The organism is Nonomuraea sp. NPDC051941 (assembly GCF_044593615.1).
In genome coordinates this window covers 153,343-179,502 of sequence record NZ_JBIUCF010000012.1, presented here as the reverse complement: position 1 = coordinate 179,502, position 26,160 = coordinate 153,343, and the positions used below count along the sequence as shown (strand labels likewise).

Sequence of the window (26,160 nt, the reverse complement as noted above, 5' to 3'; positions counted from 1 at the left end):
TTCAAGATTGATCACGTAATGTAGGGTCAATTGTCCATCTTTGAAAGTGGGACCATGGTCGACGTCGCAGGCGCGGCCGAGCCGCTCGGTCACAAGAGCAACAAAGGCCACACTGACCACCCGGGCTCCGAGAACGACGCCGAGATGCTCGCCGTACGGCTGGCGCACGCCCAGCGGCTCGGCAACATGGGCTGGGCGGAATGGCACATGCACAGCAGCGAGACGATCTGGTCCGACCAGGTCTACCTGATCTTCGGCCGCGACCCGGCCGACGGCCCGATCGCCCTGCCCGACCTGGCCAAGCACGTCGAGCAGGCGGACATGGGCACGCTCGACCGGCTCCTGTGGTCGGCCGTCGAGAGCGTCGAGCCGGTCCAGGCCGAGTTCCGCATCCGCCGCCGCGGCGAGCTGCGCGACCTGCGCGTCGTCCTCGAACCCCTCATGGCCCCCGGCGGCCCCATCGGCCTGCACGGCGTCATCCAGGACATCACCGGCCGCCGCCGCGCCGAACGCCTGATGTCGGAGTCGCGCCGCCAGCTCCTCGAGGCCCGCGAGCAGGCCGCCGAGGAGCTCCACGTCATGCTCGCCCTGCGCGAGGCCATCCTCCCCGAGCACCCCGGATGCCTCGACCTGCCGTACGCCACCATCGCGGTCCGGTACGTGCCCGCCGAGAAGACCGCGAGCCTGGGCGGCGACTGGTTCGAGGCCGCGCCCGCCCCCGACGGCCGGCTGCTGCTGGCCATCGGCGACGTCTCCGGCCACGGCCTGCCCGCCATCGCCCACATGGCCCAGCTCCGCCACGCCCTCGTCGGCCTGGCCATGACCGGCCAGCCCGCCCACCGGCTGCTCACCTGGCTGAACGACCTCGCCATGCACCAGCTCAAGGAGACCACCGCCACCGCGATCATCGGCCACCTGGATCCGGAGACCCGGGTGTTCGCCTGGGGCCAGGCGGGCAACCTGGCGCCCATCCTCGTGCGCGACGGCGTCGCCCGCCAGCTCGACCAGCCGCGCGGCGTGCTGCTCGGCGCCGCCTCGGGCCGCCCGTACGAGCTGGCCACCACCCGGCTGCTGCCCGGGGACCTGCTGCTGCTGTTCACCGACGGGCTGGTCGAGCGGCGCACCCGCGACATCGACGTCGGCCTCGACCTGGTCCTGGCCGCCGCCCGCGACGTGCCCGCCCGCGACCTGGACGCCGGGCTCGACCACCTCCTGGCCGACATCGGCGGCCCGAACCCCGAGGACGACGCCTGCCTGCTGGCGGTCTCCATACCGGCACAGAGCACGGAACCGCTCGTCAAGAGTGCGACCATAGACCCGTGCTGATGCTTCTCGACACCCCGTCGCTCTACTTCCGCGCCTTCTTCGGCATACCGGAGTCGATCAAGGGCCCGGACGGCTCTCCGGTCAACGCCGTGCGCGGACTCATCGACATGATCGCCACTCTTGTCCGCCAGCACTCCCCCACCGAGCTCGCGGCCACGATGGACGCCGACTGGCGGCCCGCCTTCCGCGTCCAGGCGATCCCGACGTACAAGGCCCACCGCGTCGCCCACGGCGACACCGAGGAGGTCCCCGAGGCGCTCGTCCCGCAGATCGCCGTCATCCAGGACGTGCTCGACGCGCTCGGCATCGCCCGCCTGGAGTCGGCCGGCTACGAGGCCGACGACGTCATCGGCACCCTCACCCACCGGGCCCCGGGCGCCGTGGACATCGTGACCGGCGACCGCGACCTGTTCCAGCTCGTCGACGACGCCCGTCCCGTGCGCGTCCTCTACACCGCCCGCGGCATCCGCAACCTGCAGATCGTGGACGAGGCGTTCGTCACCGCCAAGTACGGCATCCCCGGGCGCGCCTACGCCGACTTCGCCACCCTGCGCGGCGACCCCAGCGACGGCCTGCCCGGCGTGTCCGGCGTCGGCGAGAAGACCGCCGCCGCCCTCATCACCCGCTTCGGCTCGCTCGACGCGCTGCTGCAGGCCCTCGACGCGGGCGTCACCGACGGCTTCCCCGCGGGCGCCCGCACCAAGCTGGGCGCCGCCCGCGACTACCTGAGCGCCGCCCCCGCCGTCGTCAAGGTGGCCCCCGACGCGCCGCTGCCCGACGCCGACCTCACCCTGCCGGCCAAGCCGCGCGACCCCGAGGCCCTCGTGGCCCTCGCCGACCGCCACGGCCTCGACGGCCCGCTCAACCGCCTGCTCGACGTGCTGGGCCGCTAGCTCTCCAGGTAGGAACGGACGGCCTCCTGCGCGGCCTCGCGCAGGCGGGCGTGCATGATGACGTTCTGCTCGCGGTCGGTGCGCACCTCGACGATGCGCGGCCCCTCGCCGCGCATCGCCTTGGAAAGGTCGGAGATGTCCTCCACCAGCGTGTACGGCGTCCGCGTGGCCGCCGCCACGTACGCGAGGTCCACCCCGTGCGGCGTGCCGAACACCCGCTCGAACGGATCGCGCACCGCCGCCTGGGGCAGCAGCGAGAAGATCCCGCCCCCGTCGTTGTTGACGACCACGAAGCACAGGTCGGGCCGGGGCTCGCGGGGCCCGAGGATCAGCCCGTTCTGGTCGTGCAGGAACGACAGGTCGCCGATCAGCGCGTAGGAGGGGCCGTTGTGCGCCAGCGCCGCCCCCATCGCCGCGGACACCACGCCGTCGATGCCGGAGGCGCCCCTGCTGGCCATCAACCTGATGCCGCGCCGCGGCCGCATCGCCTGGTCGAGGTCGCGGATCGGCATCGAGGAGCCGCAGAACAGCAGCGCGCCGTTGGGCAGCGCGTCCACCAGGTCCCTGGCCAGGCGCGGCTCGCTCGTGCCCGAGGCGTCCAGCACCGCGTCCGTGGCCGACCGGACCACCGCGTCCGCCTGCCGCCAGGCGTGCAGCCACGAGTCGTCTCCGGCCGCCACCGGGATCTCCACGGCCTGCGCCACCTGCGTGGCCGAGCGGGTGGGATCGGGCCAGCGGCCCAGGTCGGGCGCCACCACGATGTGCTCGCCGGCCCGCTTCAGCCACGACAGCAGCGGCCTCGACAGCCCCGGCCGCCCCAGCGTCACGATCACGTCGGGCCGGTGGGTGTCCGCGAACTCCGGCATGCCCAGCAGGTAGTGGTAGGTGGAGATCGCGTGGTCGCCGTAGCGGCCGCCGCCGTTGGGCTCCGAGAGCACCGGCCAGCCCGCCATGCCCGCCGCCGCCACGTACCGGCGCACGTTGGCCGCGCCGTCGCCGACCACCAGCACGCCGCGCCTGGTCGGCGCGATGTGCAGGGCGACGGGCGGGGGCGCGACCCTGGCCCGCACCCACGGGCCGTTGCCGCCGCCGTCGAGCGGCTCGGACCAGGCGGTGTCGCCGTCGGGGATCAGCGGCTCCCTGAAGGCCAGGTTGAGGTGCACGGGACCGGGGTCGGACGGGCCCGACGCGCGCTGGTAGGCGCGGCAGGCCAGCGAGCGCCAGTAGGCGACCTGCCCGGGACGGTCCTCCGGCACCCCCACCTCGGCGAACCAGCGGGTCGACGAGCCGAACAGCTTGATCTGGTCGATCGTCTGGTTGGCGCCCGTGCCGCGCAGCTCGGGCGGCCGGTCGGCGGTCAGCAGCAGCAGCGGCACGCCCGACTCGCTCGCCTCGATCACGGCGGGGTGAAAGTTCGCGACGGCGGTGCCGGACGAGCAGATCAGCGCCACCGGCCGCTCGCCGCGCTTGGCCAGCCCCAGCGCCAGGTACGACGCCGACCGCTCGTCGATGCGCACGTGCAGGCGCACCCGCGACTCGGCGTGCAGCGCCAGCGCCAGCGGGGCGGAGCGCGAGCCGGGGGCCAGCACCACGTCGGTGAGGCCGCAGCGCACCAGCTCGTCGACCAGGACTGTGGCCAGTGCGGTAGCGGGGTTCAAAGTGACGCCTCCTGCATCCGGCGAAGCCACTGGGGAGATTCAATCTCAAAAGCCGACAAATGCTGAAAATCCACCGGGGGGCGCCGTACCGTCAGAGATCCCTCCACCGGCACCAGGGAGTCGTCCACGACGTCGCCCGCCAGCAACGCCATCGTGCCCAGCCCGCACGCGTACGGCAACGCCGGCAGCGCCGCCGCCAGCGCCAGCCCCGCGGCCAGCCCGACGGACGTCTCCACGGCGCTGGAGACCACGGCGGGCAGCCCGCACGCCTCCACCACCTTGAGCGCCTCGCGCACCCCGCCGAGCGGCTGCACCTTGACCACCGCGATGTCGGCCGCCTCGGCCGCCCGCACCCGCAGCGGGTCCTCCGCCCTGCGGATGGACTCGTCGGCCGCGATCGGCACGTCGCAGGCCCGCCGCACCGCCGCCAGCTCCTCCAGCGTGGCGCACGGCTGCTCCGCGTATTCCAGGTCGAACCGGTCGAGCCGCTTCAGCCGCCGCACCGCCTCGTCCACGTCCCACGCGCCGTTGGCGTCGATCCGCAGCCGGCCGCCCGGCCCGAGCGCGTCGCGTACGGCCTCCACCCTGGCCACGTCGTCGTCGAAGGTCTGGCCCCGCTCGGCCACCTTGACCTTGGCCGTGCCGCAGCCCGAGCGCCGGACGATGTCATGGGCCTGCTCGGGCCCCACGGCGGGCACGGTCGCGTTGACGGGGACGCTGTCGCGCACCGGCTCCGGCCATCCCTCGAAGGCCGCCTCGCGGGCGCATGCCAGCCAGCGGGCGCACTCGCGCGGGCCGTACTCGGGGAACGGGGAGAACTCCCCCCACCCGGCGGGACCGTGCAGCAGCACGCCTTCCCTGACGGTCTGTCCACGGAACCGGGTGCGCATGGGGATGCGGAAGACCACGGGAGAACGCGTCACGACCCTCCCTGCGCCTCTGTCCGACCTGTCGCCACTAACCTTACGAGCATGTGGAGGAACCCGTCGCATCCGGACCGTCCGCTGCATGCCATTGTGCAGCCTCCCGGACCCGCCCTGTACACGGCGATCTGCGACGCGCTGAGCGGCGAGGGACCCGCCGTGCTCCCCCTGGCGCCGGGCCAGTCCGAGGCCGCCCTGGCCGCTCTGCGCCCCACGCACGCCGACGGCGCGCTCCAGAGCGACGGCGAGGGCGTCCCCTCCGACGTGGCGGTCGTGATCGCCACCAGCGGCAGCACCGGCGCCCCCAAGGGCGTGATGCTCTCGGCCGCCGCCCTGCGCGCCTCGGCCGCCGCCTCCCTGCGCCACGTGGCGGCCTCCAAGGGTGAGCGCTGGCTGTGCTGCCTGCCCGTCTCCCACATCGCCGGCCTCCAGGTCCTGGTACGCGCCCTGCTGTCGGAGAGCGAGCCGATCATCCACGCCAGGTTCGACCCGCACGAGGTGCTCGGCTCGGGGGCCGACCACGTCTCCCTCGTCCCCACCCAGCTGCACCGGCTGGTCGAACTGGGGGCGGACCTTTCGGTGTTCCGCACGATCCTGCTCGGCGGCGCCGCGCCCCGGCCCGGGCTGCTGGAGCGGGCCCGGGGCCTCGGCGCCCGGATCGTGACGACGTACGGGATGAGCGAGACGTGCGGCGGCTGCGTCTATGACGGCCGGCCCCTTCACAACGTGGAGGTCAAGATCGGCGAGGACGGGCTGATCAGGATCTCCGGCGCCGTGCTGTTCTCCGGCTATCGCTTCGGTGCCGCCGACCCGTTCGACGGCGACTGGTTCCGCACCTCCGACCTGGGCGAAATGGCCGGCGGCCGGCTGCGCGTGCTGGGCCGGGCCGACGACGTGATCAACACCGGCGGCGAGAAGGTGGTGGCCGGCGCCGTGGCCCAGGTGCTCGGCACCCACCCGGAGGTGGCCGACGTGGCCGTGATCGGCACGCCCGACGCCGAGTGGGGCGAACTGGTCACCGCCATCGTGGTGCCCGCCAATCCCGACACGCCACTCACGCTTCCTCAATTGAGGGCGTTCTGCCGCGATAGGCTTCCCCCTCATGCCGCCCCGCGCAGCCTGCGCCTGGTGCCCCAGCTGCCGCTGCTGCCGAACGGGAAGACCGACTTCGTCCGGCTCCGGGCAGGAACCTGATGAGTTGCGGCTGCGTCTTAGTTGGGGAGAGGGAGGGAGCCTTCATGGATCAGACCCGCAAGATGTGGGCATCCGCGGCCGTCGTCGGCGTCATCGTCGTCGGAGGCGCCTCAGTCGCGGCGGCCGCCTCGGCGGGCAAGCTCGACCAGGTCGCGAAGGAGACCCGAGCCGTGGTGGAGAAGGCACCGTCGACTTCGAGCCCGACGCCCACGACCAGCGACGACGGCATCGTGGTCTCCCGCGATGTCAACCCTGACCCCGACGCGGTCGTCGACTATTGGACGGACCAGCGTCTGCAGGACGCTCAGCCGATGCCCATGCCCGAGGTGTCGGCCGGGGAGATCAAGATCCGGGAATAGGACTGACGGGAGGGGCGGTTCGTCTATCGGGCGATCCGCCCCTTTTTCGTCCCACCGGGAACAAATGACAGCGATTGGCGTTATTGATACTGGTGCGCCGTGCGGACCGAAGCCGCCCCACCACAACCTGCCTGATCGCTTCGACTCCGTACGGAGGAGGTGTCCTCATGCCCAGAACCGCCGTAGCGACCCCATCTGCGACTCTCGACCAACTCATTGAACGAGGGCGAGCCCAGGGTCACCTTTCTCTCGCGGAGCTGCGTGACGCGTTCGCCGACGCCGGCATCAGCCCCTCTGAAGGCCGCACGATCCTGCGCGAGCTCTCGGAGAGCGGTGTGAGCCTGGCCGCCGAGAACGAGCCGTCTCTCAGCAAGACCGCCCCGAGGAAGACCCCCAGGAAGCCCGCGCGTGCAAAGACTACCGGCCGCAAGGCGGCGGAGGCAAAAACCGCCCCGTCCAGGAACGGCACGGTGAAGAGCGCCCCGGTCAACCCCACAGAGGCGGCCGCCAAGGCCGTGACCCGCCCCGAGCCCAAGCCGGAGCACGAGGAGGACGTGCCGGAGGACCTCGAGCTGAGCGCCGAGGACTCCGAGATCGAGAACGAGCAGATCGACCTGGACGACACCCAGTCGGCCATGGGCGACTCCGTGCACACCTACCTCAAGTCCATCGGCCGCCGCACGCTGCTCACCGCGGCGCAGGAGGTCGAGCTGGCCCGGCGGATCGAGGCGGGCCTGTACGCCGAGTACAAGCTGGAGACCGAGCCCGACCTGTCCGTCTCCGCCCAGGATGACCTCCTCCTGGTGATCGAGGACGGCAAGCGGGCCAAGGACCACATGCTGGAGGCCAACCTCCGGCTCGTGGTGTCGGTCGCCAAGAAGTACACCGACCGCGGCATGTCGCTGCTGGACGTGGTCCAGGAGGGCAACCTGGGGCTGATCAGGGCCGTGGAGAAGTTCGACTACACCAAGGGCTTCAAGTTCTCCACGTACGCCATGTGGTGGATCAGGCAGGCCATCCAGCGTGGTTTCGCCGACTCGGCCCGTACGATCCGGCTGCCCGTGCACGTGCTGGAGATGCTGTCCAAGCTGTCGCGCGTCGAGCGTGACATGCACCAGCGCCTGGGCCGCGAGCCCACGCCCGAGGAGCTGGCCGTCGAGCTGGACAAGACGCCCGACCAGATCGAGGAGCTGCTGCGTACCAGCCGCCAGCCGATCTCGCTCAACGCCACGATCGGCGAGGACGGCGAGACCACGATCGGCGACCTCATCGAGGACGTGGACTCGCCCGAGGCTTCGGAGATCGTCGACCGTCAGCTGCTGGGCGACCAGCTGCGCGGCGTGCTCGACAACCTCTCGCCCCGGGAGGCGAGGATCATGGCGCTCCGCTTCGGCCTGGTGGACGGCAAGCCCCACACGCTGGACGAGATCGGCAAGCACCTGGGGCTGACCCGGGAGCGGATCCGCCAGCTGGAGAAGGAGTCGCTCTCCAAGCTCCGCCACCCCAGCAACACCCGCCCGCTGCTGGACTGGGCGAGCTGAAAACCGAAGCCCCGGCACAACGAGGGAGGCTGTGCCGGGGCTTCTTCATGCCCGTGTTCATGCCCGGGGGTCTTATGCCCGTGGGTTTTATGCCCGTGGGACGGGCAAAGCGTCAGAGGGTCGCGGGCACCGGGCGCGGCACGCGCGGGATCCCCCACATCCGGTTGTCCTCGCGCAGCGTGCGCAGCCGGTCGACCTCGGCCGTCCACATCGACCCGGCGGGCGTCGCCTTGGCCTTGCGGCGCGCGATCCGGTCGTCGTAGGCCTTCACCCCGAACGTGGCCCGCTGCCCCGCCTCGGCGGCGCGCAGGGCGTCGGTCAGCGCGCGGTCGAAGGCCCGCCCTGCTGCCATCAGCTCGATCTCATCCGCCGCCGCGGCGCGCAGCACACGCAGCGTCTCCTCGGCTTCCCGGGCCTTGTCGAGCAACTCGGGGAAGCTCTTGGAGATCTCCTGGTCCGCGTGGTAGCGAACCTCGGCCTCCCGGCTCACCCGCGGACGGAAAAACGCCATCGACCCTGCCCTTTCACACTGCCGGTACTCGTTCAACCGCCAAGGGTACGCCGTCGTACGACACAGCGGGAAATCGACCCGGCGCGACCGGCTTTACGAAGTAAGATGATCTCCATGCCCGCCAAGAGACCGCCCGTCCCGCTCTCCCGCGAGCGCATCATCGAGGCCGCACTCCACATCGCCGACAGCCAGGGCCTGCGCCGGCTCACCATGCGCCGCCTGGGCGACGCCCTGGAGGTGGAGGCCATGGCCATCTACCACCACCTGCCCAGGGGCAAGGAGGCGCTGATGGACGCCCTGGCCGAGCACGTCACCGCGGTCCGCGTCGAGCAGGCGGCCACCTGGCAGGAGACGGCCAAGGCCTGGTGCCGGGCGGGGCGGGAGCTGCTGCGCGAGCATCCGGGCGTGCTGGCGCTGGCCCTGACCAAGCCCCCCAAGGGCGCCACGGCCATCGCCATCAGGGACCAGACCGAGCAGCTCGCCGACGGCGGGCTGACCGACGCGGCGGAGGCCGTGCGGGCGCTGAGAGCCTTCGTCTTCGGCAGCGTGGCCGTCGAGGTGCAGCAGTCGGGCTGGGCCGATCCTGAGGTTGATGAATGGGTCAGGCGGGACGAAAGGGCCGATATCGATTTCGAGCGCGGACTCGACGCTCTGCTCAAGGGATTGCAAACGTAGTGCGCGTGTCGCGCTTGGACCGTTATCCTGCATACGGCACGCTGTGTCGAAGGTCACACGAACGGGGATCCCTTCTGTAACAGTCCTGATGGACTATGTCCGGGAGTGTGACATCCGTCGCACACTTGCCAGAACAATTACCCGAGCCGGCTCCCGCCCCTCCCAACGGGAGCATCCCACGAGATATCGGAGGCACGCCGATGTGCCCGCACGACCCGGCCTGTCCGGATGCCGAGGCGCCCGACCGCGAGAAGGCACGCACTCTCGCCTGCCACCCCGAACAGGGGTGGAGCCTGCTCTGCAACGGTGTCGTCCTGTTCGAGGACACCGGGGAGCTGCTGCCCAGCGGCGCCGCCATCGCACCACACCGACCCGTGGTCGGCGCGGCGTGAACTAGGCGTAGTGGACTATCCACTCCGCCACGACCTCGCCCACTCGGGCGGGGTCCTTCTTGAGGTCGTGTCCCTCCCCCGGCAGCACCACCAGGCGTGCCGCGTCAGCGGCGTCCGGCACGCCGAACGGATCCCGGTCCCCGTTGACCACCAGCACGTCCACTCCGGCGCCGCGTAGCTCGTCGGCCCTGGAGCGTTCCGGCTTCCCGGGCGGGTGCAGCGGAAAGGCCAGCGCCACCACGGCCGCCGCGCCGACCGCCCCGGCCGTACGGCAGGCGACCCGCGCCCCGTTGCTCCGCCCTCCCTGCACCAGCGGCAGCCCCGGCCAGAGCGTACGCACCTCCTTGAGGACGATCTCCCACGCCTCGTCCTGTTTGACCGCCGACCCCGGCGCCCGCGCCCCCGCCACCCTGAACGCCTGCGTCACCCTGGCCACGACGGCCCCGGACTCGAGCGCGGCGTCCCGTACGGCGAGCAGGTCGGGAGCGTCCACTCCCCCGGCCGAACCGTGGGTGAGCACCAGCAGCAGCCGCGGGTCCGCCACCTCGTCCACCTGGACGAGCGCGGGCCCTCGCGGGGTCATGACCTCCATGCCAGCACCGTACCTGGGGAGGATCGCGCCCTAGCCCTCAGGTTGGATGACGGCGTGGCGCCGGCGATGGATGATTGCTGTCATGCCAGATAAGCGCCCCATCCGGGATGATCTCCAGGCGACCCTGGACGCCCGCCGGGACCTCGGTCCCGAGTACGAAGCCGCGCTCGTCGAGTCGTTCGTGGAGCGACTCGACGCCACGATCTCCGCCCGCGTACGTTCCGAGCTGGACCACCACGGCGCCACGCCGCACCGGCAGAAGAGCCCTCCGGGCGCGGCGATGATCCCGATCGCGCTGGGCTCGATGGGCATCGGCATCCCCTTGACGGCCATCGCGGCCGGCAACGCGGGGCTGGTGGGACTGACGATCACGTGGATCGCGATCGTGGTCATCAACGTGGCCTCGGCCGCGGCCATCATGCGCCGCAACTGACCTCGGCGGAAACCCGGCGGAAGCACGGCGGAGGCCTACGGGAGCGCCCCCGCCCTTTCCCCTGCCCGGACGCCTCTCTCCGGTCGGGGGCGCCGAACGGGCTCAGCAGTCGGGCGTGCGTCAGGCGGGCACAGCCGGCCGGCGCGTCAGGCGTCGCGGTGGTAGCGGAGGCGGACCTCGGCGGCGAGGGTCTCGTCCTCGTGCTCCAGCCCGTACGACCACACCCGCCCCGCGTCGTCGGCGCGCCCCCGCAGCGGCAGCGTCCGGGCCAGGAGCTCGATGGCCAGGGCGCTGGTCTGCGGGTCCGCTCCGTACTCGACGGTCTCCGCGAACTCCGCGCAGGCCAGCTCCAGATGCGTGATCCCGAGCTGGACCCGCAGCCCCGGCACCTCCTCGGCCGGTGCGTATTCCAGCGCGTCCAGGAGCACGTCTGCCGCCGCCGCCGGCTCCCCGTGCTCCAGCAGCAGGTCGGCCAGCTCCTGGGCCGCCCGCGCGCCGACGCCCGGGTCGCCGCCCTCCATGGCGGCCCGCAGCTCCTTCTCGGCCTCGTCCAGGTCGCCGACGGCCGTCGCGAGCCGGGCCAGCGCGAGGTGGGCCAGCGGCACATATGCGGCCGTTCCGACCCCCAGGACGGCCTGCCAGGCGGCCCTGGCCTGCTCGGCGCGGCCCTCCCGTTCGAACCCCTGGGCCAGGTGGCAGGCGGCCTGGGCGGCGTACTCGGGGTGCCCGGTGGCCAGCGCGGTCCTGGCGGCGGCCCTGGCGGCCTCCACGTCGCCGCGCTCCTCAAGCACCACGGCGAGCCCCACCGCGGCCTGGGCCCGGTCCGGGCCGTGGGGGTCGGCGGCCAGCTCGGCGAGGATGGCGGCGGCGCCGTCGAGATCACCGCGTTCGGCCAGGCGGCGGGCGGCGTCGAGGGGCGGGGTCTCCAGCTCTGAGGACGTCAAGAGAGCTCCTTCTGGCGACGGTCGCACCGAGCCTAACCATTTCTGTCGATCATGTCTGCTCAGTTGACGCGGAAGGACTGACCGGCTTCGGACCCCTGCGCAGCAGCAGGCGTACGGTCCTGATCATGACCAGCCCGAACGCGAGCTGGAACACCGCCTGCCCCACCACCAGCGGCCCTTCGGCCAGCACGACCGACACGCCGGAGGCCACCCCGGCGGCCACCTGTAAGCCGACCAGCGCCGCCCCGGTGGACGCCCACGACACCATGCGCACCGCCAGCACCAGCTCGTGCAGGAACAACGCCGCCCCGAACGACCTGTGAACCCAATGCACGCCGCTCCCGAGGGTGTAAGGCGTGAGCAGGATCCCGACCAGCAGCACCGCGAACGAGTCCCCGGCCACCGCCACGAACCGCGGCGCGGGGAGGGCGGGCGCGGCGGCCCGCAGCGCTCTCCGGGTGTAGAGGGCCGCGCCGAGGAACCCGACGGCGTACGGGACGACCGTGCGCCAGTGGACGCCGAAGTCGCTCATCCCGCAGTTGAAGGAGAAGCACCCGGGCATGATCACCAGGCAGACGGTCAGCCCGGATAACAGGGACACCTGCCCCTTGACCAGGTCGCCCACCACGCCGTCGCCCATCACCGGCCTCCCAGCCGATGATCCCACGCCAACCCGACTCCCGCGATGCCCGCTTCCGGCGCCCGACGCGGGCATGCGACGCCGAGGGCAACCGGACGGACGACGGACGCCCGCCCGGCAGGAGAGCCCGCGGGGAGCTCCTAGTCCTCGTAAGCCTCCAGCGGCGGGCAGGAGCAGACCAGGTTCCGGTCCCCGTAGGCCTGGTCGATCCGGCGCACCGGCACCCAGTACTTCCCGTCCCGCACCGACGGCAGCGGATAGGCGGCCTCACCACGCGTGTACGGGTGGGTCCACTCGTCGGCGCTGACCGACTCGGCCGTGTGGGGCGCGTTCCGCAGCGGGTTGTCCGCCGGGTCGTAGGCCCCCGACGCCACCTTGTCGATCTCGCCGCGGATCGCGATCAGCGCGTCCACGAACCGGTCGAGCTCCCCGAGGTCCTCGCTCTCGGTCGGCTCGATCATCAGCGTCCCCGCCACGGGGAACGACATGGTCGGCGCGTGGAAGCCGTAGTCGATGAGCCGCTTGGCGACGTCGTCCACGGTGACCCCGGTCTCCTTGGTGATCTGCCGCAGGTCGACGATGCACTCGTGGGCCACCAGCCCGCCGCGCCCCGTGTAGAGCACGGGGAAGTGCGGGGCGAGCCGCCTGGCCAGGTAGTTGGCCGACAGGATGGCCTGCTCGGTGGCCGCCGTGAGGCCCTCGGAGCCCATCATCCTGATGTACGCCCACGAGATCGGCAGGATCCCCGCCGAGCCGTACGGGGCCGCCGAGACGGGACCCACCGGCGTGCCGTCGTACAGCGGGTGGCCGGGCAGGAAGGCCGCCAGGTGGCCGCGGACCGCGACGGGGCCGACGCCCGGCCCGCCGCCGCCGTGCGGGATGCAGAACGTCTTGTGCAGGTTGAGGTGGGACACGTCGGCCCCGAACTCGCCCGGCTTGGCCAGCCCGACCAGCGCGTTGAGGTTGGCCCCGTCCACGTAGACCTGGCCCCCGGCCTCGTGCACCTTGGCGCACACCTCGGTGATCGTCTCCTCGTACACGCCGTGCGTCGAGGGGTACGTCACCATGATCGCGGCCAGCGCGTCCCGGTGCTTGTCGATCTTGGCGTCGAGGTCGGCCAGGTCCACGTTGCCGTCGGAGTCGCAGGCCACGACCACGACCCGCATGCCCGCCATGATCGCGCTGGCGGCGTTGGTGCCGTGGGCGGAGGACGGGATGAGGCAGACGTCGCGCTCGCCGTGCCCGTTGGCTCGGTGGTAGGCGCGGATGGCCAGCAGTCCGGCGAACTCGCCCTGCGAGCCGGCGTTCGGCTGGATGGAGACGCGGTCGTAGCCGGTCACCTCGGCCAGCCAGCCCTCCAGCGTGCCGATCAGCTCGCGGTAGCCCTCGGCCTGGTCGTCCGGCGCGTACGGGTGGATCGCGGCGAACTCGGGCCAGGTGATCGGCTCCATCTCGGTGGTCGCGTTCAGCTTCATCGTGCAGGAGCCGAGCGGGATCATGGAGCGGTCGAGCGCGATGTCCTTGTCCTGCAGCTTGCGCAGGTAGCGCAGCATGGCGGTCTCGGAGCGGTGGCTGTGGAAGACCGGGTGGGTGAGGTAGCCGGACTCGCGCGCCAGCGAGGCGGGCAGCGCGTCCGCGTCCAGGGCCACGTCGGCCCGCTCGACGCCGAAGGCGGCCCACACCTTGGCGACCTCGGCGGCGCCGGTCTTCTCGTCGCAGGAGATCGACACGTGGTCGTCGTCGACCCGCCAGAGGTTCACGCCCTGCTCGACGGCGGCGGTGACCACCTCGGCGGCCCGGCCGGGCACGCGTACGAGCACGGTGTCGAAGAACTCGCGGTGCACGACCTCCAGGCCCGCCTGGCGCAGCCCATCGGCCAGGGCCACGGCGTGGCGGTGCGCCCGGTGGGCGATCCGGCGCAGCCCCTCGGGGCCGTGGTAGACGGCGTACATGCTCGCGATGACGGCGAGCAGGACCTGCGCGGTGCAGATGTTGCTGGTGGCCTTCTCGCGGCGGATGTGCTGCTCGCGGGTCTGCAGGGCCAGCCGGTACGCGGGGTCGCCGTCGGCGTCCACCGACACGCCCACCAGGCGGCCGGGGAGCTGGCGCTGCAGGCCCTCGCGTACGGACATGTAGGCCGCGTGCGGCCCGCCGAACCCGAACGGCACCCCGAACCGCTGCGAGGAGCCGATCGCGATGTCGGCGCCCAGCTCGCCGGGCGCGGCCACGAGGGTGAGGGCCAGCAGGTCGGCGGCGGCCACGACGAGCGCGCCCGCCTCGTGCGCGGCGGCGGCCACGGCGCGGAAGTCGCGCAGCCGCCCGGACGCGCCCGGGTACTGGACGAGCACGCCGAAACACTCGGGCAGCCCGCCCTCGAGGGAGTGCTCCACCAGCGTGATGCCCAGGGGCTCGGCCCTGGTGGCGAGCACGGCCTTGGTCTGCGGCAGCGCGTCGGCGTCCACCACGAACACGCTGCTCTTGGACTTGCCCGAGCGGCGGGCCAGGGTCATCGCCTCGGCGGCGGCCGTGGCCTCGTCGAGGAGGGAGGCGCCCGCGACGGGCAGGCCCGTCAGGTCGGAGACGACGGTCTGGAAGTTCAGCAGCGCCTCGAGGCGGCCCTGCGAGATCTCCGGCTGGTACGGGGTGTAGGCGGTGTACCAGCCCGGGTTCTCCAGCAGGTTGCGCCGGATGACGGCGGGGGTGATCGTGTCGTGGTAGCCCAGGCCGATCATGGAGGTGAGCACGCGGTTGCGGCCGGCCAGGGCGCGCAGCTCGGCGATGGCCTCGGCCTCGCCGACGGCGGCGGGCAGCTGGAGCCGGTCCTTGGCCCTGATGGCCTCGGGGACGGCCACGGCCACCAGATCCGCCACGGACTCGAAGCCCACGGACTCGAGCATGCGCTGCTGCTCGGTCGCGGATGGGCCGATGTGCCTGGACGAGAACGGCGGAGCTGACAGGTCGGTCATGGACAGTGCCTCCCGAGGCTATGGAGACCGGCGCCGTGGCGCGGGCGAGTGCCGGATCTCCCCCTCTGTCAGCGCGGCGACGCCGCGACCTGAGAGCTTCACCCCGGGAATGGGGCTTGCACCGTCGGTGAGGCGCGCCTGGCGGGCGCGCCTGCTTTCCAGAGTTGCCTCACCCGAGCGGTACAGGGTGCCTGAGAGATTCCGGGGAGGGTTGCTCCTTCGGCGCCCTGAGACCCGCGGGTCCCAGGGACTCTCCCGCACGGGGTCATCAGCCTTGCTGTCCTAGATTACAACCCTCCGCGTTACGCATGAATTTCCCCGTCGATGCGTTATGTGCGGATTGCCCGGTGGGCCGCGTCCGGCGGCCCACGGCAGAAGGGGGTGTGCTAGCTGAGGCGCCGCGCGCGGCGACGGCGGGCGAGCTCGTCAGCGGGGTGGTCGGCCGGGACGCTGTCCTCGACCGCCGCTCGTTCCCCCGGCAGCTCCGCGAGGGAGCCCTCGACCTCTCGCCAGACCCGGCCGAGCGCGATGCCGAACACGCCCTGACCGCCTTGGAGCAGGTCTATCACCTCGTCGGCCGAGGTGCACTCGTAGACGCTGACGCCGTCGCTCATGAGCGTGATCTGCGCGAGGTCGGCGACCCCGCGGTCACGCAGATGCTGGACGGCCGTACGGATCTGCTGCAGCGACACCCCGGTGTCGAGGAGCCGCTTGACGACCTTGAGCACCAGGATGTCCCGGAAGCTGTAGAGCCGCTGGGAGCCCGAGCCCTGCGCGGCTCTTATCGTGGGCTCCACGAGGCCCGTGCGCGCCCAGTAGTCGAGCTGCCTGTAGGTGATGCCGGCCGCCGCGCAGGCCGTCGGCCCGCGGTATCCGATGTCCGCCGGCAGCGACGCCGGCTGTTCGTCGAAGAGCAGGCCCTGCTCTCCGGCACGCTGCCGCGCGCTCTCGCGCCGAACCGGATCTTCCTGGCCGGCCGTCTTTCCCTCGCCGCTGCTGACCGCCACGCGGACCTCCGGCTTTCTCTCATCCCGCGGCCTGATCTGGGGGTTCGTAAAGGGCGACCACGGGTTTCACTTGCACCGTAGGACCGTGACCATGCTCAGTCAACGATCCGGCTCGGCGCGTCGTGAAGCGTAAATGCACCGAAATACCTACCCCGCCCTGCCGAAGTCTTCGGGAGTGATCGTGTCAAGGAACTCTCTGAACTTCTCCACCTCGTCTTCCTGGTCGTCCGGGATGATCACCCCGGCCTCCTGGACGACCTCCTCGCTGGCGAAGATGCGCGCTCCGGTGCGCAGGGCGAGCGCGATCGAGTCGGACGGCCGCGCGCTCACCTCCACGCCGTTGGAGAAGACCAGATCGGCGAAGAAGATGCCGTCGCGCAAGGCGACGATGTTGACCGCTCGCAGGCCGACGCCCAGAGCGCTCAGCACGTCTCGGAAGAGGTCGTGGGTGAGCGGACGCGGCGGTGGCTCCTCCGCTTGGGCCAGCGCGATGGCCGTCGCCTCGGTCATGCCAATCCATATAGGAAGGAACCGCTCCCCGTGTGCCTCCTTGAGCAAGACGATCGGCTGATTTGTGGGCATTTCGACTCGAACGCCCACGACCTCCATCTGCAACACGGGCTGCTCCGTATTCCTGACCGGTCACCCGGCACAGCTGTTTGCGGGTCGCTACTGCTGACTGGCTACTGCAATTCAACGTAACACCCGGCGGGCATGGAATGCGCCTCCGCCTCCCAGCTCGCCAGGGTCTCAACGCCCCAGTACGGACCGGATCCCCGACCGCACAAGGGATGCGTGCAGGTCGAGCAGGAGTGTGGAAAGCTCCCTGGCGACCTCGTCGGCCTCCCCGATGGCGCCGGGGGCCCGCCGTTTGAGTATGGGCGCGACCGCCTGCTCGACGAGCCCGCACTCGCGCTCGGCCGCGGCCTTGACCGCCCGCAGGTGGCGGGCGCGCAGGCCAAAACGGGCCAGCGCGCCGATGCTGCGGGCCACGTTGAGCGCCTCTTCGTCATAGCGCCTGGCCACCGGGGCGAGCAGGCCGTAGTCCTCGAGCTCGGTGAGCGTCTCGTCGTCGATCTCCGCCGCCTCGAGCAGCTCGGCCCGGCTGAGCCGGACCTCCGTCTTCTCCTGTACGGCGCGCGGACGGCCGAAGCTCTCGGCCATCCTGTCCTTGATCACCCGCAGCGGCAGGTAATGGTCGCGTTGCTCGCGCAGGATGAAGCGCAGCTGCTCCACGTGCAGGTGAGTGAACTTGCGGTAGCCGGACGGGCTGCGCTCCGGCTCGATCAGCCCCTCACCCTCCAGGAAGCGGATCTTGGAGATCGTCACATCGGGGAACTCGCCCTGCAGGAGCGCGAGCACCTCCCCGATGCTCATGTGAGAGCGTGCCGCCTGGGAGGTCATGTGACCTCCCGGGACGGCGCGTCCACGAGTCGCTCGCTCGGCTCGATCATGCGCCGGCGTGGGTCCGCATCAGGAAGACGAGGCGGAACTTGCCGATCTGCACCTCGTCTCCGGAGTGCAGGGGAACCTCCTCGATGCGTTCCCTGTTGACGTAGGTGCCGTTGAGGCTGCCCACGTCGCGCACGGAGAACTGACCGCCGGGGTGGCGGTAGAACTCGACGTGGCGGCGGGAGACCGTGATGTCGTCGAGGAAGATGTCGCTCTCCGGGTGGCGCCCGGTCGTGGTGAGGTTCTTGTCCAGCCGGAAACGGCTCCCCTGGTTGGGGCCCCTGGTCACCGTGAGCAGCGCCGTGCCGGGCGGCAGCTGCTCGACCAGAGCCCGCTCCGCCAGGAGCATGTCGCCTGCCTCAGCCTCGTATGCCTCGATTCCCGCGATGGAGATCGTCGACGTGGTGTCCCCGGAGACCTCGGGTCTGGTCAGCGGTGACCCACAGCGGGAACAGAAACGGGCATCCTCGGGGTTGGCGTGCCCGCACTGCGTGCAGTAGACGCTCGGCATCGATCGGCTCGGCCTCCTACCGCGAAGACGCGGCGACGGTGCTCAAAGACGCGCCTCGCTTCGCTTTTTCAAGTTTGCGAATGCCGCAAGATACGCTGATCAGCGGCAAAGGTCAAGGCGGGGCACTGGACTGTGGTTTGGACGCAGACAAAGTTACCGCCGCTTCCGCCCCGTGGTCCATGCCGCCGCGCGTTTCTACATTACGATCTTGCGGCACTGTCTGGGCACGTCAACCCTAATGGCTTTTTTCCTCACCCTCCGCGACGATTGTTCACATGGCGGCCTGCTCCACGATGCGGGCCCACCGTTCGAGCAGGGCCTGGGCGCCGTCCATGTCGCCCGCCTCGGCCCACAGATCGGTCACGGGCTCGGTGGCCGCGGGCAGCACGAGCACCCAGCTCCCGTCGTCGTGGGCCACCCGCACGCCGTCGGTGGTGTCGATGCGCCGGCCCTCGTGCTCGGCCTCCGCCGCCTCGATGACCGAGCGCATGACGGCCCCCTTGGCCGCCCACGGCGTGGGGATCGTGCGCTTGAGCATCTTGACCTCGGGGATCCTGGCGTCGATCTGGCTGAGCGACAGGCGGGTGCGGGCCACCAGCCCGAGCAGGCGCATGAACGAGGCCAGCCCGTCGATGGCCGGGCTGAACTCCGGCACCACGAAGCCGCCGCGCCCGTCCGCCGCGAAGATCATGTCGGGGCCGGCGGCGGCCGAGGTGAGGGCGTCGAGCGCGGTGGAGGTCCACTGCACCTGTACGCCGTGGAAGCGGCAGACCTGCTCGGCGACCCTGGTCGTGGTGACCGGCAGGGCCACCTGGCCGCCCCTGCGCTCGGCGGCGACGAGGTCGAGGACGACGAGCAGGGAGCGTTCGTCGTTGATGAGCTGGCCCATCTCGTCCACGAGGGCGATGCGCTCGCCCACCGGGTCGAAGCGGACCCCGAACGCCGCCCGTGACGAGCTGACCAGCTCCGACAGGCGCTGCAGGTCGCGGCGGCGCTCGGCGAGCGTCTCGGTGGGCGAGACGTCGTCGAGGCGGGCGTTGACGGTGAGCACCTCGACCCCGACGCGGCCGAGCAGCGTGGGCAGCACCAGCGAGGAGGTGCCCCCCGCGCAGTCCACGACGACCTTCATGTCCCTGACGTCGCCCACGTCCACGTGCCGCAGGAGCTCGTGGGTGTAGTCCTCGACGGCCCTGGCCGGATACGTGAGCTCGGCGATCTCCCCCGGGAACGCGCGCCGGAACTCCTGCCGGGAGAAGACCCGCTCCAGCTTGCGCTGCGCAGCCGGGGGCAGGTCAGCGCCGCGGCCGTCCATGATCACGATGTCCACGCTCTGCGGATCGCCCGGGGTGGTGCGCAGGGTGATGCCGCCCGCGGCCGACTCGCGGGCCGTGTGGAAGCGCGTGACCGGCAGCGGGGCGGCCTCCAGGTCCAGGACGTTGATCGCGCCCGCGGTGAGCGCGCCGATGACGGCCCGCTTGAGCGCCCTGGCGGCCAGGGAGCAGTCGCGGGAGGTGACGACGTACTCGCCCTTCTTGAGCGTGGTGGCGTACGCGCTGGCCAGCCGGACGCACAGCTCGGCGGTGATCTCGACGTTGACCAGGCCGCTGACGCCCCTCGGGCCGAACAGGTTGCGCTGGCCGCGCGACTCCCAGATGACGCTGGTGTTGACGACCGCGCCGGCCTCGATGGTCTTGAACGGGTAGACCTTGACGCCGCTGGAGACGTACGCCTCGGGCTCGATGACGCACTCGTCGCCGATGACGGCGTTCTCCTCGATGCGGGCGCCGGCCATGATGTCGGTGCTCTTGCCGATGACGCAGCCGCGCAGGTGGGCGCCGGGGCCGAGGTAGACGTTGTCGTGGACGACCGCGCGGTGCAGGAAGGCGCCCTCGCGGACGACGGCGTTGTTGCCGAGCACGGTGTACTCGCGCAACTCGGCGCCCGCCTCGACCTTGGCGTAGTCGCCGATGAGCAGCGGGCCCTTGAGCACGGCGTCGGGGTCGACCGAGGCCGAGTCGGCGACCCAGACGCCCGGCGAGAGCTCGAAACCGCCGATCTCCAGGTCGACCCGGCCGGACAGGGCGTCGGCCTGGGCCTTGAGGTAGCTGTCGTGGGTGCCGACGTCCTCCCAGTAGCCGTCGGCCACGTAGCCGTAGATGGCGGCGCCGCTGTCGAGGAGGGCGGGGAAGACGTCGGAGGACCAGTCGACGGGCTCGCCCGCGGCGACGGTGGCGAGGACCTCCGGCTCCATGATGTAGATGCCGGTGTTGACGGTGTCGGAGAAGACCTGGCCCCAGGTGGGCTTCTCGAGAAAGCGCTGAACGCGTCCCCCGTCGTCCACGATGATGATCCCGAATTCGAGAGGGTTCGGGACGCGCTTGAGGCCGATTGTCACAAGTGCCGAATTTTCACGATGAAACCGGATCATGTCGGTTAAATCGATATCTGTCAGGGCGTCGCCGGAGATCACCAGGAAACGGTCGTCGCGGAGCCGGTCCTCGGCGTTCTTGACGCTGCCCGCCGTGCCGAGGGGCACGTCCTCGGTGGCGTACTGGAGGCTCATGCCGAGCTCGTCGCCGTCGCCGAAGTAGTTGCGGACGAGCGCCGCCAGGAACTGGAGCGTGACCACCGTCTCGGTGATGCCGTGGCGCTTCAGCAGGCGCAGCACGTGCTCCATGATCGGGCGGTTGACCACGGGCAGCAGGGGCTTGGGCTGGTTGGCGGTCATGGGACGCAGCCGAGTTCCCTCTCCGCCTGCCATGACGACCGCCTTCACCCGATCACTCCTTTTTGGCCGAGGTTACGAGTTGCAGCACCTGTACCACATACAACACGCCTGCCCACCAGTACAGGCCCGTTCCCCAAAGCGCGAATGCCCACCCGACAATTCGTGCTATATCGGCATACCACCCCGTATGGGAGGCAAGGAAGAGGAGAGGGAAGGCGTACATGAGGTTGAACATGGCAGCCTTGCCCAGGTAATGCACCTGAAGTGCCTTGTAGCCATGTTTGCGAAGTACGGGGATGAAACAGGCGACGAAGAGTTCGCGCCCCAGGATGACCACGACCAGCCACCACGGGATCACGTCGCGTAGCAGCAGGCCGATGATGGTGGCGAAGACGTATAGCTTGTCGGCGGCGGGGTCGATGATCCGGCCGAGCCTGCTGGTCTGGTTGAAGGCGCGGGCGATCTTTCCGTCGAGCCAGTCCGTGAAACCGGCCACCGCGAGGATCACGATGGCCCATCCGTCCGCCTTGGGCCCGAGAACCAGCCAGAGGAAGACGGGGACGCCGAGGAGTCGCAGGAAGCTCAGCAGGTTGGGAACCGTCCAGATACGGTCCTCGGCGGAAGTTTCGCTCACGAGCAGACCCTACTGCGTGGAACTCTGACACAGCGGTCCCGCATGGGGCGCTCACATTTCCGCCCTTCCCGCCCACCCCGGAGTGAGGTCAGGTGCGCAGGAAGGCGTGGGTGCGGCCCAGCGTCTCGAAGCCGAGCTTGGCGTAGAAGTCCTTCGGCCAGTCGGCCGCGTCGGCCACCAGGAAGATCAGCTCGGCCTCCGCCGCCTTGGCGAGCAGCGCGGTCATGAGGGCGCGCGCGTGCCCCTTGCCCCGATGATCCGCGCCGGTGAAGACGCTCTCGATCTGGGCCACGCCGCCGTGCTCGTACAGGTCGGCCCTGGCGGCGATCTCCCCGTCCGGGGCGCGTACCCCCCAGAAGCTCACCGCGTCGGCGCCGCGCAGCCGGCCCTCCACCCGCAGGGCGAGCCTGTCGATCACCTCGTCCGGCGCCTGCGGCAGCGTGTGGCGCCAGTCGCGCCGCAGCACCGGCAGCAGCTCGGCCAGGGAGAGCTGCCCGGCCGGCGCGGAGCCGGGCGGGGTCGCGCCGCGGAAGGCCATGATCAGGTTCGTCTCGTGCTCGTAGCCGGCGGCGAGGAACGCGGGCGCGAGCGCCGTACCGAGCCGGTCGTCGTCCACGCACACCAGCCGGTGCTCCCGCTCCGCGAGCATCTCGTCGGCCGCCCGCAGCAGCCGCTCCGCCGCCTCCCGGGCCTCCTCCGGCGTCTCCGGGACCGGCCCGGGGCCGACGATGAGCTTGTTGTCGTCGTGGGAGCCGGGATAGCGCCCGTCGATCACCGCGAACCCGCCCGGGACGGCCACCTCCCGCGGCGCCCTGCGGCGCGCGAAGGCGTGCTGGAAGCCCACCGCGCGAGCCAGGTCCGCGGCGCCGGTGTCCAGGTCCGCGTCCAGGCCCGCGTCCAGGCCCGCGTCCAGGCCCGCGTCCAGGTCCGCGTCCAGGTCTGCGGCGGGCTCAGCCGGCACGCCGCGCCGCCTCGAGGAACGCCCGGATGAGCGCCGAGTCCTTCACCCCGGGCGAGGTCTCCACGCCGCTGGACACGTCGACGCCCCACGGGGCGGCCGCCGCGATCGCCTCCGCCACGTTCGACGGGGCGAGCCCGCCGGCCAGCAGCCACTGCCCCGACGCGCGGCCGCGGACGGCCGCCCAGTCCCACGCCTGCCCGGACCCGGCGTGCGGCGCGTCCACGAGGAGCAGGTCCTCGTCGTAGGCCCCGCAGCGCAGATCGGCCTCCGCGTCGACGGCCCTGATCAGCCGGAGGCCGAGGTCCTTGAGCGCGGTGAAGTCGCCGTGCGGGTGCTTGCCGTGCAGCTGGATGGCCCGTACGCCGGACGCCAGCGCGGCCGCGCGCACCGTGTCAGGGTCCTCGCCGCGGAACACCCCCACGGTCAGCACATGGGCGGGCACCAGCGCGGCCAGCTCCGCGGCCCGCTCGGGCGCGATCCTGCGCGGGCTCCGGGTCATGACGAACCCGATCGCGTCCGCGCCCGCCTCGACGGCGGTGGTCACATGCTCGGGCTCGCTCAACCCGCAGATCTTCACATACACCACACCCCCGACCCTAGCGGCGGCGGGGGCCGCCGGTGACCATGCCCACGCCGGTCCACCCGGAGGATGAGCGGCCGTCCCCCGTCCGGCGGACGAGCGGGGCGGGGTCAGGGGCGGGGTCAGGGGCGCGGGGTCAGGGGCGCGGCAGGCGTACCGGGCGGAAGGAGGCGTCCACGAGGCCGGTGCGGTGGGCCACGACGGCAGCCTGGATGCGGTTGCGCAGCCCCAGCTTCTCCATGGCCGCCGCGATGTGGGTCTTGACCGTCGTCACGCCCACGTGCAGCTCCTCCGCGATCTCCGCGTTGGACAGCCCGGTGCCGACCAGGGCGAGCACCTCCAGCTCGCGTTCGGTCAGCCCTGCGGGCGGGGGCGCGGCGGCCTGCTCCTCGGCGTCCAGGAACCGCTCCACGACCCGGCGCAGCACCGACGGCGCCAGGAGCTGCTCCCCCGCCGCCGCCCGGCGCACGGCGTCCACCATGCGCTCCGGTTCGTCGTCCTTGACCAGGAATCCGACCGCGCCGGCCCGCAGCGCCGCGTACACGTTGGCATCCTCCGCGAACGTCGTCAGCACCACGATCCGGGCGCCCGGCCGGGCGGCGAGCACGCGTTTGATCGCCTCCAGCCCGTCGACCCTGGGCATGCGCAGGTCCATGAGGATCACGTCGGGCAGGTGGCGCTCGGCCAGGCGGACCGCCTCGGCCCCGTCCACGGCCTCCCCCACGACCTCCATGTCGCCCGTGGCCTGCAGCAGCATCCGCACGCCCGCCCGTACGAGCGCCTGGTCGTCGGCCACCAGCACGCGGATCATGCGACGCTCCTGGCCGGGAGGCTGGCGGCCAGGAGCCAGCCGCCCTCTCCGTCGGGCCCGGCGGAGAGGGTGCCGCCGAGGGTGCGGACGCGTTCGCGCATGCCGGCCAGGCCGCGCCCGGACGAGGGCAGGCGCTCGACGACGGTGGGCGGGCGGCCGTTGCGGATCCGTACGGACAGGCCCTCCGCCGAGGGGGTGACGCTGACCCGGACCTCGGTGCCGGGGCCGGCGTGTTTGAGCACGTTCGTGAGTCCTTCCTGGACGATGCGGGCGGCGGAGGCCCGGGCGATGAGGGGCGCCCGGTCGGTGGCGGGGTCGAGTTCGAGGTCGACGACGAGCCCGGCGGCGGCCATGCGTTCGGCGGACTCGCGGACCACGTCGGCGGGGTTGGCCAGCAGGTCGGGCTGGCGTTCGGGGTCGCGCAGCAGGTCGAGCAGGTCGCGCAGGTCCTGCAGCACCTGGTGTCCCGTCTCGCGGATGTCGGTGAGCGCGTCGGCGACGGGGCCGTCGGGGGCGGTGTAGCGGGCGGCGCTGGCCCGCAGGACCATGGCGCCCACGTGGTGGGCCACGATGTCGTGCACGTCGCGGGCGATGCGCTCGCGTTCGGCGAGCTGGTCGGCGCGCACCTGGGCGACGGCCGCGCGGGCCGCCTCTTCGGCGCGCAGCCGCTCGGCGGCCGCCGCGGCCTGCCGCATGCCGAGGTAGCGGCCGATGGCGATCGGCGTGGCCACCAGCGTCATGAGGATGCCGACGCGGAACGGCGTGGTCTGGGTCTCCTGGCCGACGACGGCGATCGCGGTCAGCATGCAGCCGGCGGCGTAGGCGATGATCGTCCACGCCCAGGAGGTCACCCGCATCGCGAACACGCCGATCGCGATGAGCGTGAGGATCACGCAGGTGTTGACGACCTGGTTCAGATAGGTGTCGGCGGAGACGAGCAGCGCGCCCTGCAGCAGGAGCACCACCCCGGGCAGCCGCCGGGCGATGCCCAGCGACAGGCCGCCGACCACGGCGAGCAGGCCGACCACCCAGACGGGCTGGGTGCCCGCGTGCCAGGAGGTCCAGGTGCTGAGCACGGTGATCGCCACCCCGCCCGCCGCCAGCAGCGCGTCGGGGGTGACGTCCCGCTCCTCCAGCGGCCCAGCCGAGCCGCGCAGGTAGGCCCCGAGCACGGCCGGGAAGACCGCCAGGAAGACCGAGTACACCCAGGTGTTCATGACGACCGGGATGCCGGGGTCGACGATGTTCAACGCGGTCGCGACCATCGCGGCGGCCACGGCGAGCACGGTGCCCCGCCAGCCGGAGCGGTATCCCACGACTCCGAGCGCCACGCAGACCAGGATCTGCGCCGTGTTGGACGTGAACGACCCGAGCTGGTCGGTCACCACCAGGAGCCCGGCCAGGTAGAGCGCGACGGGCACCGGCCGCCGCCGGACGAGCCCCATGGGCAGGCCCACCAGCAGCGCCATCGGGATGTTCATCGCGGCGGGCAGGTATCTGGTGTCGCCCGCGTGCGCCGTAGTCAACAGGTCCAGGCCCACACCTGAGACCGCGAGCAGGACATCCAGCGGCAAACCACGCCAACGCATGGACTCACGGTATCCGTGGAGCTTGTCGGCGGGGGTCCTCCTTGCGGAGGACCCCGTCTCCTCCAAGTGGCCGGAGGTCCGCCCGGAGGGCGGAGCGTCCACCCGCGATCTTGCCTTAGGTTCGGGGCATGCCCAATGACTCCGCACTTTTTCTCGGCCAGTTCTTCCGGGCGCCGACCACGATCGGGGCGGTCGCGCCCAGTTCGCGGTGGCTGGCCTCGGCGGTCTGCGCCCCGATCCCCGAGCGCGGCGAACCGACGGTGGTCGAGCTCGGCCCGGGCACGGGCCCGTTCACGGCGGAGATCCAGCAGCGGCTGGGCGGGCGTGGCCACCACCTGGCCGTGGAGGTCAACGAGACCATGGCGCGGCTCCTGGCGGCCCGGTTCCCGGCCGTCGACGTGGTGAACGCCGATGCGGCGCGGCTGGGCGAGTTGCTGGCCGAGCGCGGGTTGCAGCAGGCGGACGTGGTGGTGAGCGGGTTGCCGTGGGCGGCGTTCCCGCAGGAGTTGCAGCATGCGCTGCTGAGTGCGGTGACGTCGGTGATGAGCCCTGGTGCGGCGTTCACGACGTTCTCCTACATTCACGCCATCCCGCTGAGCTCGGCGCGCCGGTTCCGGGCGCTGCTGGCCGAGCGGTTCGAGGAGGTCGTGCCGGGGCGTACGGTGTGGCGCAACACTCCGCCCGCCTTCGTCTTCCACGCGCGCCGGCCCCGCCCATAAGAGGGCCTGTAAATCTCTGGCAAAGCTTCGGCGGAGGCGGCCGTGGTGCGCGCAGGCCGGGGTGAGTCTCTGCCTCGTCCCCGGAGCAACGTTCTCGGCCTCGGTGAACAAGCCCTCGGCA

26 protein-coding genes and 1 riboswitch are annotated in these 26,160 nt (G+C 71.6%); of the genes, 9 read left to right on the top strand and 17 right to left on the bottom strand.

The window, feature by feature from the left end; all coding sequences use genetic code 11:
* Positions 1–54 precede the first annotated feature (54 nt).
* Positions 55–1,326, top strand: a complete 1,272-nt coding sequence (locus tag ACIHFD_RS21745) for a PP2C family protein-serine/threonine phosphatase (RefSeq protein WP_397368429.1) — start codon at positions 55–57, stop codon at positions 1,324–1,326.
* Entirely contained in the window at positions 1,326–2,219 is an 894-nt protein-coding gene (locus tag ACIHFD_RS21740) for a 5'-3' exonuclease H3TH domain-containing protein (RefSeq protein ID WP_397368502.1), read from the top strand. Before ACIHFD_RS21745 ends, ACIHFD_RS21740 begins: the two co-directional genes overlap by 1 nt.
* Here the strand turns inward: ACIHFD_RS21740 and menD are convergent.
* Together menD and ACIHFD_RS21730 are read right to left on the bottom strand one after the other, a co-directional pair.
* A complete protein-coding gene (menD, locus tag ACIHFD_RS21735; RefSeq protein ID WP_363968709.1) occupies positions 2,216–3,877 on the bottom strand; it encodes a 2-succinyl-5-enolpyruvyl-6-hydroxy-3-cyclohexene-1-carboxylic-acid synthase in 1,662 nt (553 codons plus the stop codon). The two genes, ACIHFD_RS21740 and menD, sit on opposite strands and share 4 nt — an antisense overlap.
* A complete protein-coding gene (locus tag ACIHFD_RS21730; protein ID WP_397368501.1) occupies positions 3,874–4,767 on the bottom strand; it encodes an o-succinylbenzoate synthase in 894 nt (297 codons plus the stop codon). The genes menD and ACIHFD_RS21730 overlap by 4 nt, the downstream gene beginning before the upstream one ends.
* Positions 4,768–4,848: 81 nt before the next feature.
* Between ACIHFD_RS21730 and ACIHFD_RS21725 the strand changes: the two genes are divergently transcribed.
* From ACIHFD_RS21725 to ACIHFD_RS21715, 3 genes are all read left to right on the top strand, one after another.
* Positions 4,849–5,994, top strand: coding sequence for an AMP-binding protein (locus tag ACIHFD_RS21725; protein ID WP_397368428.1), 1,146 nt, complete (start codon positions 4,849–4,851; stop codon positions 5,992–5,994).
* Between the two features lie 44 nt (positions 5,995–6,038).
* A complete protein-coding gene (locus tag ACIHFD_RS21720) occupies positions 6,039–6,353 on the top strand; it encodes a hypothetical protein (RefSeq protein ID WP_397368427.1) in 315 nt (104 codons plus the stop codon).
* Between the two features lie 167 nt (positions 6,354–6,520).
* The gene (locus tag ACIHFD_RS21715; RefSeq protein ID WP_397368426.1) at positions 6,521–7,894 is read left to right on the top strand and encodes an RNA polymerase sigma factor; all 1,374 of its coding nucleotides are present in this window, start codon (positions 6,521–6,523) and stop codon (positions 7,892–7,894) included.
* Between the two features lie 112 nt (positions 7,895–8,006).
* Here the strand turns inward: ACIHFD_RS21715 and ACIHFD_RS21710 are convergent, their stop codons facing one another.
* Positions 8,007–8,405, bottom strand: coding sequence for a hypothetical protein (locus ACIHFD_RS21710; protein WP_363968718.1), 399 nt, complete (start codon positions 8,403–8,405; stop codon positions 8,007–8,009).
* Positions 8,406–8,519: 114 nt separating this feature from the next.
* On the opposite strand from ACIHFD_RS21710, the gene ACIHFD_RS21705 reads away from it, so the two are divergent.
* Together ACIHFD_RS21705 and ACIHFD_RS21700 are read left to right on the top strand one after the other, a co-directional pair.
* Positions 8,520–9,080 (top strand): TetR/AcrR family transcriptional regulator C-terminal domain-containing protein, encoded by a 561-nt coding sequence (locus ACIHFD_RS21705; RefSeq protein WP_397368425.1) that lies wholly within the window; start codon positions 8,520–8,522, stop codon positions 9,078–9,080.
* A 200-nt stretch (positions 9,081–9,280) separates the two neighbouring features.
* Positions 9,281–9,472: a DUF5999 family protein gene (locus tag ACIHFD_RS21700; RefSeq protein ID WP_185074362.1), complete on the top strand. Its 192-nt coding sequence runs from the start codon at positions 9,281–9,283 to the stop codon at positions 9,470–9,472.
* A 1-nt stretch (position 9,473) separates the two neighbouring features.
* Here ACIHFD_RS21700 and ACIHFD_RS21695 read toward each other — a convergent pair whose 3' ends face one another.
* Positions 9,474–10,064 (bottom strand): alpha/beta family hydrolase, encoded by a 591-nt coding sequence (locus ACIHFD_RS21695; RefSeq protein ID WP_363968720.1) that lies wholly within the window; start codon positions 10,062–10,064, stop codon positions 9,474–9,476.
* Positions 10,065–10,146: 82 nt separating this feature from the next.
* Here ACIHFD_RS21695 and ACIHFD_RS21690 point away from each other — a divergent pair, with 82 nt between their 5' ends.
* Entirely contained in the window at positions 10,147–10,497 is a 351-nt protein-coding gene (locus tag ACIHFD_RS21690) for a hypothetical protein (protein WP_363968722.1), read from the top strand.
* 146 nt (positions 10,498–10,643) lie between these two features.
* Here ACIHFD_RS21690 and ACIHFD_RS21685 read toward each other — a convergent pair whose 3' ends face one another.
* From ACIHFD_RS21685 to ACIHFD_RS21625, 13 genes are all read right to left on the bottom strand, one after another.
* Positions 10,644–11,441, bottom strand: coding sequence for a tetratricopeptide repeat protein (locus ACIHFD_RS21685; RefSeq protein ID WP_397368424.1), 798 nt, complete (start codon positions 11,439–11,441; stop codon positions 10,644–10,646).
* 49 nt (positions 11,442–11,490) lie between these two features.
* Positions 11,491–12,081 (bottom strand): hypothetical protein, encoded by a 591-nt coding sequence (locus ACIHFD_RS21680; protein ID WP_397368423.1) that lies wholly within the window; start codon positions 12,079–12,081, stop codon positions 11,491–11,493.
* 140 nt (positions 12,082–12,221) lie between these two features.
* Complete coding sequence (gene gcvP / locus ACIHFD_RS21675; RefSeq protein WP_397368422.1) at positions 12,222–15,047, bottom strand: aminomethyl-transferring glycine dehydrogenase; 2,826 nt, start codon at positions 15,045–15,047, stop codon at positions 12,222–12,224.
* 168 nt (positions 15,048–15,215) lie between these two features.
* Positions 15,216–15,315: riboswitch (glycine riboswitch) on the bottom strand.
* Between the two features lie 118 nt (positions 15,316–15,433).
* On the bottom strand, positions 15,434–16,054 hold the full coding sequence (locus ACIHFD_RS21670) for a MerR family transcriptional regulator (RefSeq protein ID WP_350734655.1): 621 nt from the start codon (positions 16,052–16,054) through the stop codon (positions 15,434–15,436).
* A 147-nt stretch (positions 16,055–16,201) separates the two neighbouring features.
* The gene (locus ACIHFD_RS21665; RefSeq protein WP_090771501.1) at positions 16,202–16,672 is read right to left on the bottom strand and encodes a bifunctional nuclease family protein; all 471 of its coding nucleotides are present in this window, start codon (positions 16,670–16,672) and stop codon (positions 16,202–16,204) included.
* A gap of 132 nt (positions 16,673–16,804) precedes the next feature.
* Positions 16,805–17,458, bottom strand: coding sequence for a MerR family transcriptional regulator (locus ACIHFD_RS21660; protein WP_363968731.1), 654 nt, complete (start codon positions 17,456–17,458; stop codon positions 16,805–16,807).
* A gap of 46 nt (positions 17,459–17,504) precedes the next feature.
* The gene (locus tag ACIHFD_RS21655) at positions 17,505–18,017 is read right to left on the bottom strand and encodes an FHA domain-containing protein (protein WP_185074355.1); all 513 of its coding nucleotides are present in this window, start codon (positions 18,015–18,017) and stop codon (positions 17,505–17,507) included.
* Positions 18,018–18,288: 271 nt separating this feature from the next.
* On the bottom strand, positions 18,289–20,793 hold the full coding sequence (locus ACIHFD_RS21650; RefSeq protein ID WP_397368421.1) for a sugar phosphate nucleotidyltransferase: 2,505 nt from the start codon (positions 20,791–20,793) through the stop codon (positions 18,289–18,291).
* A 4-nt stretch (positions 20,794–20,797) separates the two neighbouring features.
* A complete protein-coding gene (locus ACIHFD_RS21645) occupies positions 20,798–21,379 on the bottom strand; it encodes a CDP-alcohol phosphatidyltransferase family protein (RefSeq protein ID WP_364241458.1) in 582 nt (193 codons plus the stop codon).
* 88 nt (positions 21,380–21,467) lie between these two features.
* Entirely contained in the window at positions 21,468–22,340 is an 873-nt protein-coding gene (locus tag ACIHFD_RS21640) for a GNAT family N-acetyltransferase (RefSeq protein WP_397368420.1), read from the bottom strand.
* Entirely contained in the window at positions 22,330–22,926 is a 597-nt protein-coding gene (locus ACIHFD_RS21635; protein WP_355198959.1) for a phosphoribosylanthranilate isomerase, read from the bottom strand. Before ACIHFD_RS21635 ends, ACIHFD_RS21640 begins: the two co-directional genes overlap by 11 nt.
* A gap of 130 nt (positions 22,927–23,056) precedes the next feature.
* Entirely contained in the window at positions 23,057–23,731 is a 675-nt protein-coding gene (locus ACIHFD_RS21630; protein WP_192783287.1) for a response regulator transcription factor, read from the bottom strand.
* A complete protein-coding gene (locus ACIHFD_RS21625) occupies positions 23,728–25,320 on the bottom strand; it encodes a sensor histidine kinase (protein WP_397368419.1) in 1,593 nt (530 codons plus the stop codon). Before ACIHFD_RS21625 ends, ACIHFD_RS21630 begins: the two co-directional genes overlap by 4 nt.
* A 128-nt stretch (positions 25,321–25,448) precedes the next feature.
* Here ACIHFD_RS21625 and ACIHFD_RS21620 point away from each other — a divergent pair, with 128 nt between their 5' ends.
* Complete coding sequence (locus tag ACIHFD_RS21620) at positions 25,449–26,039, top strand: class I SAM-dependent methyltransferase (protein ID WP_397368418.1); 591 nt, start codon at positions 25,449–25,451, stop codon at positions 26,037–26,039.
* Positions 26,040–26,160: the final 121 nt, after the last annotated feature.